The organism is Tellurirhabdus rosea, assembly GCF_026278345.1.
GTDB classification, from domain to species: Bacteria; Bacteroidota; Bacteroidia; order Cytophagales; family Spirosomataceae; genus Tellurirhabdus; species Tellurirhabdus rosea.
Map to the genome: position 1 here is coordinate 5,282,513 of NZ_CP111085.1, position 14,053 is coordinate 5,296,565.

Sequence of the window (14,053 nt, forward strand, 5' to 3'; positions counted from 1 at the left end):
ACACCATGAAAAAGGTTGTCTGCCTTTGGCTGCTTAGCTGGCTGGGAAGCGCCGCCGTTGCCGCCGAGCGGCCGGAACTGCTTCCCCAGCCGCTGTCCGCTCAGTACGGGACGGGCGGGCTGCCGCTGCGGGACGTGTCCCTCTTTATCGCTCCCAACGCGCCGAAAGACGTCGTTTTCGCCCTGCAGGAGCTGAAAGGCTGGATGCGCGAGCGGAGCGGCCAGCCCGTCAAAGCGGCTCCGTCGGCGGGCGCGGCGACGGTCCGGTGGGTCGTGAAAACAGCGGGGCAGGAATTGCCCGGCCCCGACGACGCCACCAACGGCAACCTCCGCGAACAGTACCGGCTCGCCGTCACGCCCAAAGGCATCGACATCACGGCCCAGACCTCGGCGGGGCTGTATTATGCCGTGCAGACCATCCGGCAACTGATGCAGGGCACGGGAAACGCCGCTTTTGTACCCACCGTAACGATTGAAGACCGACCCCGGCTCGCCTACCGGGGCGTCATGATGGACTTTGCCCACGGCGGCCTGCTGACCGTCGCGGAGATCAAACGACAGATTGACTTTCTGGCCCGCTGGAAAACGAACCAGTATTATTTCTATAATGAAGTCAGCATTCAGCTGGACGGCTACCCGACGCTGAACTACCGGGCGAGTTATTCCAAAGCCGAGGTGAGGAGCATCATTGCCTACGCCCGGCAGCGGCATATGGACGTGATTCCGTTTGTCAATTTCTACGGCCACCTGCACGAACTGATCCGCAACGAAAAGTACGCTTCGCTGGCCATCGGCACCTACGGGCACGAACTGGACCCGCGCCAACCCGCCGTGCGGACCCTGCTGACCGACTGGATCCGGCAGTACACAGACCTGTTCAGCAGTCCGTTCATTCACGTCGGGTTCGACGAGACCTGGGAAACCAAACGCCTCGCCGCGGACCCATCGGCCGGGCTGAACCCCGAAAACCTATACCTCGAACAGCTTTCCTTCGTCAGTCAGGAACTGAAAAAGTACGGCAAAACGCTCATGGCCTGGACGGACATGAGTTCGTTTTACCCCGACATCATCGCCCGTTTTCCGCCCGAGGTGGTGCCGGTCATCTGGGAATATACGCCCGATACGACGGCCATTTACCATTACCTCAATCCAGTCCTGAAAGAGCGGAAACCGTTTTTCATTCAGCCCGCCGTGTCGGGCTGGGGCCACCTCTATCCCTCCGCCGACTACACCTACACCAACATGGACCTCTGCCTGAAAGTAGGTCTGAAGCACCAGACGCGCGGGTACATCACGTCCGTCTGGACGGATTCCGTCGAGCCGTTTGTGCGGGCGTCGTGGCTGTTCATGGCCTACGGCTGCATCGGCGCGTGGCAGGGGACCGTGCCCGACAAAACGACCTTCACCGGGGCTTATGCGGCCCTGCTGTACCCGGCCATCGCCGACGAGATGCGCGGGGCGCTGGACCACCTCGCCGTGGCGGGGCAGCATCTGGAAAAGTGCCTCGGCGGAAAAAACACCCAGAGCCTGCCCCGCGGAACGCTGGTCGAAAGCTGGTCGAATCCGTTTTCGCCGTATTACCTCAAAAACACCGCCGACCACCTGGCCGATCTGGAGGCCGTCCGTGCGCATACCGAAGAGGCGCAGGGGCAGTTGATTACGGCGCTGGCGAAAGTCTCCGGGGCGGACAGCGGGTTTGTGCAGTCGCTGCTGGTGACGGCCCGGCTGGTCAATTATTCGGCCATGCGCTTTCTGTGGGCCAAAGCCATTGCCGACCGCTGGAACGAGGCGATGGTCGAGAAAAAAAGGGAAGATTACGTCTACTACGACCTGACCTATCCCTGTCACAGCCTGCTGGTGGACGCCATGGACGAAACGGGCGAACTGAAAGCCGCCTACGCCGAAGCCTGGCTGTCGGAATGCCTGCCGTACCGGCTCAACACCATCCTCGGGCGCTTCGACCTCGATTTCGGCCTCTGGCGGAAGCTGCATCTGAAAGTGCTGGATTACAAAATTCAGCAGAAAAAAACCGAACCGACGCCCGCGTTTGAGGTTCTGTTCAGCCCTGACTTTTAATCTGTTGCCCTGAAACCATGCATACTGAACGGTTACAATTTGTGAGTCCCATCGACGGGGACATGCTTCATATCCGGGATGGCGAACTGACCGACCGTTCCCTGCGCATCACCGTGCGGGTCGCCGCCCCGGCCGACCATGCCGTGACGATCAACGGGGTGGAGGCCCGCGGGCAGCATGGCCTTTTTACGGCCACCGTCCGGCTGACCGATTTTGAAAATGTCCTGGAGGCGGAAGATACCCAAACGGGCGAGCGGAAACAGATCACGGTCTTCTGGCTGAGGCACTTCGCGGGCCATTACCGCCTGTCGATCGACGATAACATCTGGTTTCTGCGCGACATTTTTCAGCAGCAGGACCGTTACGCTTCCCTGTTCGACAACCCGTTTCTGGGCTTTCTGAAACAGGTCCACGACCGCTACGGGACGAAGGTGCACCTCAACCTTTTTTACCAGACCGAAGGCTTCAACCTGTCGCAGTTTCCGGACAAATACCGCTCCGAATGGCGGCAGAATGCCCACTGGCTGCGGCTCAGCTTCCACGCGCTGGGCGAGTTCCCGGACATGCCGTACCGGACAGCCGGATACGCGCAGGTAAAAGGGGACTGCGACCTTGTGATGGCCGAAATCCGGCGGTTTGCGGGCGAAGAACTCATCGGTCCGATCACGACGGTGCATTGGGGCGAGGCGACCGTGGAAGGCTCGCGGGCGCTGCGGGATGCCGGTTTTATCGGACAACTGGGCTATTTCAACGTCGACGACGACCTGCCCGCCGTGTCGTACTACCTCGACGTGGAAAAGCGGCGGCATCTGAAAAAGCGGTTCGTCTGGCGCGACAATGGGGAGGGCATCGTCTTTATTCGCAGCAGCATCGTGCTGGACAAGAAAGAACTGCCCGACATCGTGCCCTTTCTGAACAGCTACGCCAGCCAGCCCTCCGGCCTGCCGCCCTACGTGGATCTGCTGGTGCACGAGCAATACTTCTACCCGTTTTACGAAGCGTACCAGTCCGACTACCGCGACCGCATTCTGAAGGCTGTGGCGTGGGCGACGGACAAAGGCTACACCCCTGCTTTTCTGGGCGATGCCCTTTTTGCGGGGCAGAACACTCTCAAATAATAGAATAGACAGCAAGAAAAAAGAGAAAAGAAACAAGAGGAAGGCCCTGATGGAAAGCGGCCTGTTCGTTTGTCAATTCGCTTTCTTCTGAAATCTGAATAGAATGATGGAAACGAGTCGTAGAAATTTTCTGAAAACAACCGGGCTGGGCATGCTGGCCGCTAGCCCGCTCGCGGTGTACGCCGGGACGCCGGAAGAGGTGGAACAAATCGCCGAACAGGCCCGCCGGACGCCTCCCCAGACCTTCAACATGAGCGGCTACGCGGCTCCCCGGCTGGAGGTCGTCCGGGTGGGCGTGATCGGCATCGGCAACCGGGGCATGGGGGCCGTTGAGCGGCTCAACAAACTGGAAGGCGTAGAGATCAAAGCCCTCTGCGACCTGCGGGCCGAGAAAGTGGAAGAGGCCAAAAAGCGGATTTCGGCTTCCGGCCACCGTCCCGAAACCTACTCGGGAAGTCCGGAGATCTGGAAAAAGCTGGCCGAGCGCTCCGACCTCGACCTGGTCTACATCCTGACGCCCTGGGCCTACCACACGCCGATGGCCGTTTTTTCGATGAACCACGGCAAACACGTCTGCGTGGAGGTGCCCGCCGCCAAAACCATCGAGGAATGCTGGCAACTGGTCGAAACCTCGGAGCGGACCCGCAAACACTGCATGATGGTCGAAAACTGCTGCTACGACTTCACCGAACTGCTGACGCTCAACATGGCGCGGCAGGGTTTTTTCGGAGAAATCGTCCACTGCGAAGGGGCCTACATCCACAATCTTCAGGAACTGGTCTTTTCCAAAAATCACTTTTACCAGATGTGGGAACTGGACGAAATGTGGAAACGGAAAGGAAACCTGTATCCGACCCACGGCCTGGGACCCATCTGCCAGGTGCTCAACATCAACCGCGGCGACCAGATGGACTACCTGACGTCCATGTCCACCAACGATTTTGTGCTGGGCAGCATGGCGAAAGACCTGGCCGCCAAAGATGACTTTTACAAGCCGTACGCAGGCAAGTCGTTCAACGGCAACATGAACAACTCGACCATCCGGACGAAAAAGGGCAAGACCATTCTGGTGCAGTACGATGTGTCGTCTCCGCGGCCGTATTCGCGCATCCAGCTCGTCAGCGGCACCAAAGGCATCGCCCTCAAATACCCCGAACCGGCCCGCTACTCGACCGGCCACGAGTGGATGTCGGAGAAGGAATACCAGGCGCTGGAGGAAAAATACATGCCGCCCATCGTCAAAAAAATGGGCGAAGTGGCGAAAAAAGTGGGCGGCCACGGCGGGATGGACTTCCTGATGGACTGGCGGACCATCGACTGCCTGCGCAACGGCCTGCCCCTCGACCAGGACGTGTACGATGCCGCCCTGTGGAGTTCGGTGGGTCCGCTGAGCGCGTGGTCGATTGCCAACCGCTCCAATTCGATTGACGTTCCGGACTTCACCCGCGGTTCGTGGCAGAAAAACCGGCCGGTCGATATTTCGATGGATAAAGGCGGAACGACCCGGGCGCGCATCTGACCCTGCCCGCTGCCCCTGAACGGGCGTCTTTCGGAGAAAACGGGTGAACGGCCTTCTTCTCCGCCCGCTCCGATTGCCCGGCTGTCGCGGGCTTAACTCGCTGCCTGCCAGCTTTTTCTTCTCTTTTTCGGGCCCGCCGGGACTCTTTCCGGCGGGCTCACAAAAAATTAACACCGACCAATAGCCTTTCGCTCTGCCCGCGCCGTATCATAGGCATATTACCAAAGAGCGACGGCATGAAACGGTCAAGAGCCGATTATTTGATCGATCGTCTGATCAGCAACCAGCTTTCCCGGGCGGAGCTGGACGAGTTTCTGGCAGGTATTAGCCGGAGCGATACGCTGGAAGAATATTCCGCGGTTCTGGAGCGGTACTTCGATCAACTGGTCAATGACGCCGGGTTCCACGACGGGCAGGACCGGCCGGTTCAGCCCGAGCGGGACTATAAACCGGCCGGCGGCGAAAGCTCCCCGCTCTCCATTCTGAAAAAACTGGACATCAACTGCCGGCGTCTGGCCTCCTCCTTTTCTCTTTTTCAGGCGCTCGGCCCGGTTCTCGAAACGGCGCAGGCCGCCCGAATGCCACCCTCCGGACTTTATCCTCTACCGATACAATTCAACCTGTATGAACGCCGTACCCGGTACCTGACCCACGCTTTCGGGCGTTGACGGGCATCAGGGCGGCGGACAAAATCCATGTATTCTTAAACACAATTCTATGACTGTTATGTCTACTTTCTCCCACAAGCTCAACCGGCTGATTGCCCTGCTGCTGCTGGCCGGTGGAGGCTTCTCTCCGTCGCTGGCCGACCCCGGCCCCCGCGCTCTGGGGAAAGACAGTCCGACTGCTTCCCCGGAGCTTTCGGCAAAAGACCCGAAGGCCATTCGGGTAACGGGTAAAGTAAGTTCCCAAACCGATGGACAGGGCCTGCCCGGCGTCAACGTGGTGATCAAAGGCTCGCAGTCGGGGGCCACTTCCGATACGCGGGGCAACTACTCGATCGAAGTGCCGGACGGAAAGGCCGTGCTGGTGTTCTCGTACATCGGCTACGTCTCGCAGGAAGTCGCCGTCGGGGGCCGCACCGTCATCGACGTGACGCTGGTCGAAAACGAAGTGACCCTGCAGGAAGCCGTCGTGACGGCCCTCGGTATCAAGCGCGAAAAGCGTTCGCTGGGCTATTCGGCCCCCGAGCTGAAAGGCGATGCCCTGACCAACGTGGCGCAGGAAAACCTGCTCAATTCGCTTTCGGGTCGGGTTGCCGGGGTGTCCATCAACCAGACCAGCGGTGTCGGGTCGTCGGTCAGCGTGATCATCCGCGGGGCCAAATCCCTGACGACGGATAACCAGCCCCTGTTCGTCATCGACGGGGTGCCCATCGCCAACAGCCTCAACAACCTCCGGCAGATGGGCGACCGCAACAACGTCGATTACGGCAACGCCATCACCGACCTCAACCCCGAGGACGTCGAAACGATGACCATCCTGAAAGGCCCCAGCGCCGCGGCGCTCTACGGCTCCCGGGCGGGCAACGGGGTGATTCTGATTACGACCAAAAAAGGCAAGAAAGGCAAGGGCCTCGGCGTGACGTTCTCGACCAGCAACGTGTTTGAGCGCCCGTACCGCTACCTGGATTTTCACTACAAGTACGCCAACGGCGACCGCAACAACCGGCTGGACGAGAACTCGGCCTACTGGGGCGGTCCGGCGCTGGACGCGGGCAATACGGCCGTTCAGTTCAGCAGCCCGGTGGGGCCGGACGGCAAAAAAATCGCCTCGCCGCTGGTGTCGTACAGGGACAACATGAAGAACTTCCTCGAAACGGGCATCACCTCGACCAACAACATCGCGCTGGCGGGTTCGGGCGAGCGGACGACCTACCGGGTGTCGTTCAACAACATGACCCACAAGGGCATGATTCCCAACTCGGACCTGTTCCGCAACGGCCTGTCTTCCTCGATCACGTTCGACCTCAACAAGGCGCTGAAGCTCAGCACCGACCTGAACTTTGTCCGGTCCAAGTCCAACAACCGGCCCACGACCAGCAACCGGGGTGCCAACCCGCTGGAGGCCGTTTATCTCTGGCCGCACATCGACGTGACGACCCTGAAAAACTACTGGGTGCCGGGCAGTGAGCAGATTCAGCAGCGGTCGCCGTCCACCTCCGGCGATAACCCGTATTTTCTGGCCTACGGCATCAACAACGGCTTTGTCCGCGACCGGGTGTACGGCAATCTGAAACTGGACGCCACCATCACGCCGGAAGTGACGGCCTTCGCCCGTGTATCGACCGACATGTACACCGAAAACCGGGAAACCAAAATTCCCTGGAGTTACTCGCGGGCCCGAAACGGCGGCTACCACCTGCAGGACATCAGCCGGCAGGAAATGAACGCCGACTTTCTGGTGACGTATCGTAAGAAAGTAAACCTGTTTGACGTCAGCGTGTCGGGCGGTGGCAACATCATGAACCAGTCCTACGCGGAGGCGTTCATGGGCGGAACGCAGCTCACCATTCCGGGCCTGTACCGCATCAGCAACGTGCCCATCGGGGCGCTCAGCGTCAGTAATTTTTCCAACAAAAAATCCATTTACAGCCTCTACGGCATGGCGTCGCTGGGCTTCAAAGACCAGGTGTATCTGGATTTGACGGCCCGCAACGACTGGTCGAGCACGCTTCCGGCGGCCAACCGCTCGTACTTCTACCCCTCGGCTTCCCTGAGCTGGCTCGCCAACTACACCTTCAAACTGCCGCAGAGCATTTCGATGGCCAAAGTCCGGGCGGGCTGGGCGCAGGTCGGTAACGACGCCGCTCCCTACCAGCTGGCGCAGGCGCTGAACACCGGAAGCTGGGGCAGCCTCATCACGACCAACGTGTCGGGAACGCTTTTGAACCCGCAGCTGAAACCGGAGATTGCCACCTCGACCGAAGTCGGGATCGATCTGGGCCTGTTCAACAACCGGCTGCGGTTTGAAGGAACGTACTATTATGTCGAGAACAAGAACCAGATTCTGAGCGTGACCACGCCCACGTCGTCCGGCTTTTCGAGCAAGCTCATCAACGCCGGTCTGCTGGCGAGCCGGGGCTGGGAACTGGCCCTGGGCGGCACGCCGATCAAAGACCTCAACGGCTGGACCCTGGACGTAAGCCTGAACTTCACCCGGAACCGGACCGTCATCAAGGAACTGGCCCCGGGCATCGACTACTACCAGTTGTGGGACGACAACAACGGCGGGGCCTTTACCTACGTGGGCGAAGAAATCGGCAATATCTACAGCCGGGGGTACGCCACGGTGACCGACCCGAACTCGCCGTACTACCGCTGGCCCATTCTCGATAAAAACGGGGAATGGATTGCCGTCAACGACCGGAAAGCCCGGGTGAAAGTCGGAAACTTCAATCCGAAATTCATGGTCGGCGGACAGGCCACGCTGTCCTACAAGCGCCTGACGCTGAATGCCAGTTTCGACTGGCGGCAGGGCGGCAACTTCCAGTCGTACACCTACCGCTACGGTGAGTCGGACTGGCGTTCGCAGCGGCAGATCGACAACCTGATCGCGGGTGGGCTGATGTCGCCCGCCGACCTGGCCGCCATGCTGAAGTCGGACCCCGAACAGTACATCATTCCGCAGAACGGCAACTTCCCCCGCGTGGGCGGCTACACGAAGGAAACCGGCGGCATGCCGTTTGACTCCAACGGGGACGGCGTGCTGGAATACGACGGGGCCTTCATTCCGGGGGTGATCCAGAACGCCGACGGTTCGTACACCGAGCACCTGGGCGGTCGCGGCACCAACGTATACCCGATTACCGACACCTATCCGTGGAGCTACAACCAGCAGATCACCTTCGACGCCTCGTTTGTGAAGCTCCGCGAAATCTCGCTGGGGTACACCTTCCCGCGGCTGTTCGGGCTGCAAAACGCCAACATTTCGGTCTTCAGCCGGAACCTGATGCTCTGGACCGCCTCCAAGATCGGCATCGACCCCGAGCGGGCCTTCCAGTCCGACAACGGCCGCTTCCGCCAGGGCATCGAGCTGCAGAACGTGACACCCTGGACGATTCCGGTCGGGTTTAAGTTAGGTTTCAGCTTCTAAACCACCACTCGCTATGAACTCATTCAAGATACTGACCAAAGCCGCGCTCGTTTCGGGCATCCTTCTGCTGTCTGCCTGTGACGACCGGCTCACCGAATTGAACGAAAACCCGAACGTGGTGGACCAGGCGACGGCCAACCCCAACATGCTCATGCCGACCATCATGTCCGATGCCGGGATGGGTTACGTGGACCTGGGCTACAACGACATCGCCGGGGTGGTGCAGCACACCCAGAAAGACGGCTGGTACAGCGGCCATAACCACTACGACTGGACCCCGCAGGACTGGAGCCGCTGGTACAACCTGCTGCGGAACAACGACTTCCTGTACCAGCGCGCGACGCAGCTCGGCTACAAGTTCCACCAGGGCGTTGCCCTGACCATGAAATCGTTCATGTTCGGCGTGGTGACGGATTTGTGGGGCGACGCGCCGTACACCAATGCCCTCAAGGGCGGGCAGTCCAACGATTTTCTGCGCCCCGCCTACGACAGCCAGGAGGTCATTTACAAAGGCATCATCGAAGACCTGAAAACGGCCTCGGCCCTGTTTGCCACGAAGGATGTGACCGGCTACCGGACGGGGTACGACATCTACTTCGACGGCAATGCGGAGCGGTGGCAGAAGTTCGCCAATTCGCTGCTGCTGCGGTATTACATGCGGATTTCGGCCAAAATGCCGGACGTGGCCAAGGCGGGCATCGAAAGCATTTACACGTCGGGCGTTTACCTGAAAACGGCCGCCGAAGACGCCACCATGAATTACATCGGAACGACGGCCGGAAACTCCTGGCCCGCCGCCGTGGCCTTTCAGGCCGACCCGTCGGAGTACCGCCGCCGGAAGCCCTGCCAGACCCTGCTGGAAAAACAGCTGGCGACGGGCGACCCCCGCATGACCGTCTGGTTTGCGCCGGTCTACTGCCGCTGGGTGGAAGACGCGACCCTGACGACGGCCGTAGACCCGTTCATCCGCAAAAACGGCGTGATCCAGACCGGGACCGTTTCGCTGACGGATGCCAAATATCTGGCGGAAGTTAAGGCCGGGAACAAGTTCACGCGGCACTATAACCCCGCTTTGCTGGGCCGCAAACTCGATACGGGCGAATACGTCGGCGTGCCGCCGGGACTGGTCGATCCCAGCTCGTACAACTTCAACCCCACGCCGGGGCAGGTGGTGGAGAACCAGCACGTTTCGCAGCTTTCGGAAACCTACCGCGGCAGCAGCGGCGGTCTGCTCCGGGCACGGCTGATGTCGGCGGCGGAAGTCTCGTTTATCCTCGCGGAAGCCGCGCAGAAGGGCTGGGCCGTGGGCGATGCCGAAATGCACTACAACAGCGGGGTTAAGAACTCGCTCGACACCTGGGGCGTCGGCAGCCGGTACGCGACTTACATCGCCAATCCACTGGTGGCCTACAACAAAACGCTCGAACGCATCATGGAACAGAAGTGGATCGCGGGCTGGACCGCCGCCACCGAAGCCTGGTTCGATTACCGCCGCACTGGGCTTCCCGCCTTCAAAGCCGGTCCGGCCTCGGCCGCCGTGGTGCTGCCCGTCCGGTTTCCGTACGGCGACAACGAGCTGAATTTCAATACCGCCAATACCGACGCCGGGTTGGGTAACCTGGAAGTGACCACCTATTCGGGAGCCCGGGGCAAAAACAGCCAGTGGTCGAAGCCGTGGATCATCCGGGGTACGAATAAACCCTGGTAACCCAAGGGGCCGGACGGAAGGGAGAGGGTGGTTGCTCTCTCCCTTTCTGGCTTCTGGCCCGTCGCCGGAGTGACACTTCTTTTTCTAAACCACAAACTAACTACGATGAACAGGACATTTACGAACCGGCAAACGACCTGGCGTTGGCTGGTATTTTTGCTCTGCTGGAGCGTGTGTACCGTCGCTACCTATGCCCAGCAAACACGCAGGATCGCCGGAAAGGTAACCTCCGGAGTCGACGGTTCCGGCATGCCGGGCGTGAACGTGGTCATCAAAGGAACCCAGATGGGTACCACCACCGACGGCTCGGGCCGCTACACCCTCGACGTATCGGGCAGCAACCCGGTGATCGTTTTTTCCTACATCGGTTTCGGAACGCAGGAAGTGGCCGTCGGCAACCGGAGCGTGGTGGACGTGGCGCTGACCGAAAGCGCCGAAACCCTTCAGGAAGCCGTCGTGACGGCTCTGGGCATCAAACGGGAAGAACGTTCGCTCGGCTACGCGGTCGGCAAGGTGGACGGGAAAGAGTTCACCCGCGTGGTGCAGGAAAACGTCCTGAACGCCGTAGCGGGCAAAGTGGCGGGCGTGACGATCAGCCAGACGGGTGGTACCGGCTCGTCGGTGAGCATGATCATCCGGGGCGCCACTTCGCTCAGCAGCGACAACCAGCCGCTGTTTGTCATCGACGGGGTGCCGGTTGCCAATACGCTGAACAACGTAAGTCAGGTAGGCAACGACAACCGGGCCGATTTCGGGAACGCCATTTCCAATCTGAACCCGGATGATGTAGAGAACGTCTCTATTCTGAAAGGCCCCAGCGCCGCCGCCCTTTACGGCTCGCGGGCGGGGAACGGCGTGGTGCTCATCACGACCAAGAGCGGGGCCAAAGCCCGGAAGCCGACCGTGACGATCACTTCCAGCACCGTTTTCGATAAACCCTACCGCTTCCTGAAATGGCAGACGCAGTTCGGCTCCGGACAGTTTTCGGCCACGCCCGTTTCGGTCAGCAACAACCCGCTGTCCAACCCGTTCGGCAAACTGGTTCAGGAGGAAGTGGGAGCGACCTACGGGGCGGCGCTCGACAAGGGCTACTCCGAAGTGCAGTGGAACAGCCCGCTCGACGCCAACGGCAAACCCATTCCGATGCCGCTGGTTTCGCATCCCGACAACGTCAGAAATTTCGTCCAGACCGGCGTGACGACGACTAACGGCGTTTCCGTCGCCAACAACACGGACGCCTTCACCTACCGGCTGTCGTATTCCAACATGACCCATAAGGGCATCATTCCCAACTCGGACCTGTTTCGCAACACTTTCAACGTCAACGCCAGCTTCAAGGCCGGCAGCCAGTGGCGGCTGAGCACCAACCTCGACATCAGCCGCAACAACGCCAACAACCGGCCCGCCGGAAACCGGGGCACCAACCCCCTGCAGTGGGCCTACGCGGTGTCGCCCCATACCGACATCCGCGCGCTGGAAAACTACTGGCTGCCCGGTCAGGAGGGCTTGCAGCAGCGTTCACAGTTCAAAGGCGTATTCAACAATCCGTATTTTCTGGCCTACGAAGTCAACAACGGCTTTGTGCGCGACCGGGTCTTTGGCAACCTGAAAGCCGACTGGCAGATTTCTCCCGCATTCAGCTTCATGGCCCGCTACGCCCTCGACACCTACCGGGAGCAGCGCGAAATGCGGATTGCCAACAGCTATACCAACGACCTCCGGGGCGCGTACGGTCTCATCGGCCTGACGAATTTTGAAAGCAACGCCGACTTTCTGGGTACGTACAAAAAGGAAATTAACGCTTTCAGCCTGTCGCTTTCGGCCGGGGGAAATGCCCGTTACCAGAACGGCAGCAACGTCACCAACGCCACCAAAAGCGGCACGGGCCTGATTGTGCCGGGCGTGTACACGCTCCAGAACATTCTTCCCGAAAACCTCGATTACAGCAGTTACCGTTTCCAGCGGGGCATCTACAGCGTTTACGGACTGGCCAACATCGGCTTCCGGGACATGATCTACCTGGACCTGACGGCCCGCAACGACTGGTCGAGCACGCTTCCGGCGGCCAACCGCTCGTATTTCTACCCCTCGGCCTCGCTCAGCGTGCTGGTCAACGAAATGGCCTTCCCGTCGTCGAACGCCATCAGCCTGCTCAAACTGCGGGGCGGGTACGCGCAGGTCGGCAACGACGCGAACCCGTACCTGCTGCTCAGTACGCTCAACAACGCCGGAACCTGGGCGGGCGTGCCCCGGCTTTCGGTGCCGGGTAATCTGCTCATCTCCGACCTGAAACCGGAAATCGCGACGTCGCTTGAGGCAGGCGTGGACCTGAATCTGTTCCGGGACCGGCTGCGGTTCACCGGGACGTACTACCACGTCGAGAACCGGAACCAGATTCTGAGCACCAAACTGCCGCCGTCTTCGGGCTACACCACCAAGAACATCAACGCCGGTCTGCTTTCGAGCCGGGGCATCGAACTGACGCTGGGCGGCACCCCGCTGCAACGCAACGGCTGGCGGCTCGATGTCAACGCCAACCTGACCCGCAACCGGACCCGCATCGAAAAACTGTCGGATGACCTGCCGTATTACACCCTCTGGACCGACGCCAAAGGGGGCGCGTGGACGTACGTGGGCGAGGACATCGGCGATATTTACGACGCCCAGATCGTGACGGTCAAAGACAAAACTTCGCCTTACTACGGATACCCGATTCTGGACGCCACGGGCAAATGGCAGTCGATCGACGCCATCAACACGAAAAACAAAATCGGCAACTTCAACCCGAAGTTTATTATGGGGGCGCAAACCTCCCTGTCCTACAAGGGCTTCAGCCTCAACATGACCTTCGACTGGCGGAACGGCGGCGACTTTGTGTCGCAGACCTACCGCTACGGCGAAGAGAACGGACAGTCGCAGCTTTTTCTGGACAAGCTCATCAATCCCAACGGCCTGACGGGCGATGCACTGCGCAATTACCTGGTGGCCAACCAGGACGAACTGATCCGGATTCATGGCAATTACTTTCCGCTGGTCGGCGGCCCGACGCCGGATTACGGCGGTTATCCGTTCAAATACGGGCCTTACACGCTGCCGTACGGCGGGGTCTTCATCCCCGGCGTGATTGCCACCGGCTACGATGCGAACGGAAATCCGACCGGATACAAAGAGAACCTGGGCGGCACCGGCACGATGTATCTGCCCTTTGCGGGCGCCACGGCCTGGTCGTTTACCCGGGCGTTCCTCTACGACGCGTCCTACCTCAAACTCCGGGAGGTTTCGCTGTCCTACGACCTGCCGCAGGCGTTCATCAAAAAAGCGGGTTTGCAGAACGCGAGTGTGTCGGTGTACAGCCGCAACATCATTCTGTGGACGGCGGCCAAGATCAACGTCGATCCCGAAATGGCTTTCCAGCCCGAAGCCGGGGTGCAGGGGGCGGGAACGCAGTTCAAACAGGGCATCGAACGGTACAACGTCATGCCCTGGGTCATTCCGGTCGGTTTCAAGCTGAACCTAACTTTCTAAGCTTCCATCTTTC

7 protein-coding genes are annotated in these 14,053 nt (G+C 60.2%); all 7 read left to right on the forward strand.

Annotated elements, in window-relative coordinates; genetic code table 11:
- The first annotated feature begins 5 nt into the window (after positions 1-5).
- Positions 6-2,075 carry a glycoside hydrolase family 20 zincin-like fold domain-containing protein gene (locus ORG26_RS22280; protein ID WP_266365799.1) on the forward strand — a complete coding sequence of 690 codons (2,070 nt, stop codon included), beginning with the start codon at positions 6-8 and terminating at the stop codon, positions 2,073-2,075.
- Between the two features lie 17 nt (positions 2,076-2,092).
- Positions 2,093-3,193 (forward strand): hypothetical protein, encoded by a 1,101-nt coding sequence (locus ORG26_RS22285; protein WP_266365801.1) that lies wholly within the window; start codon positions 2,093-2,095, stop codon positions 3,191-3,193.
- Positions 3,194-3,299: 106 nt separating this feature from the next.
- Positions 3,300-4,712 (forward strand): Gfo/Idh/MocA family protein, encoded by a 1,413-nt coding sequence (locus ORG26_RS22290; protein ID WP_266369460.1) that lies wholly within the window; start codon positions 3,300-3,302, stop codon positions 4,710-4,712.
- A 236-nt stretch (positions 4,713-4,948) separates the two neighbouring features.
- Entirely contained in the window at positions 4,949-5,380 is a 432-nt protein-coding gene (locus ORG26_RS22295) for a hypothetical protein (RefSeq protein ID WP_266365803.1), read from the forward strand.
- 58 nt (positions 5,381-5,438) lie between these two features.
- Positions 5,439-8,807, forward strand: coding sequence for a SusC/RagA family TonB-linked outer membrane protein (locus ORG26_RS22300; protein WP_266365805.1), 3,369 nt, complete (start codon positions 5,439-5,441; stop codon positions 8,805-8,807).
- A gap of 13 nt (positions 8,808-8,820) precedes the next feature.
- On the forward strand, positions 8,821-10,515 hold the full coding sequence (locus ORG26_RS22305) for a SusD/RagB family nutrient-binding outer membrane lipoprotein (RefSeq protein WP_266365807.1): 1,695 nt from the start codon (positions 8,821-8,823) through the stop codon (positions 10,513-10,515).
- Positions 10,516-10,620: 105 nt separating this feature from the next.
- The gene (locus tag ORG26_RS22310; protein WP_266365809.1) at positions 10,621-14,040 is read left to right on the forward strand and encodes a SusC/RagA family TonB-linked outer membrane protein; all 3,420 of its coding nucleotides are present in this window, start codon (positions 10,621-10,623) and stop codon (positions 14,038-14,040) included.
- Positions 14,041-14,053: the final 13 nt, after the last annotated feature.

Excerpts from the sequence above, each read along its gene's own strand:
- ORG26_RS22280 (WP_266365799.1), top strand. The coding sequence starts at position 6 with ATGAAAAAGGTTGTCTGCCTTTGGCTGCTTAGCTGGCTGGGAAGCGCC.
- ORG26_RS22285 (WP_266365801.1), top strand. The coding sequence starts at position 2,093 with ATGCATACTGAACGGTTACAATTTGTGAGTCCCATCGACGGGGACATG.
- ORG26_RS22290 (WP_266369460.1), top strand. The coding sequence starts at position 3,300 with ATGGAAACGAGTCGTAGAAATTTTCTGAAAACAACCGGGCTGGGCATG.
- ORG26_RS22295 (WP_266365803.1), top strand. The coding sequence starts at position 4,949 with ATGAAACGGTCAAGAGCCGATTATTTGATCGATCGTCTGATCAGCAAC.
- ORG26_RS22300 (WP_266365805.1), top strand. The coding sequence starts at position 5,439 with ATGTCTACTTTCTCCCACAAGCTCAACCGGCTGATTGCCCTGCTGCTG.
- ORG26_RS22305 (WP_266365807.1), top strand. The coding sequence starts at position 8,821 with ATGAACTCATTCAAGATACTGACCAAAGCCGCGCTCGTTTCGGGCATC.
- ORG26_RS22310 (WP_266365809.1), top strand. The coding sequence starts at position 10,621 with ATGAACAGGACATTTACGAACCGGCAAACGACCTGGCGTTGGCTGGTA.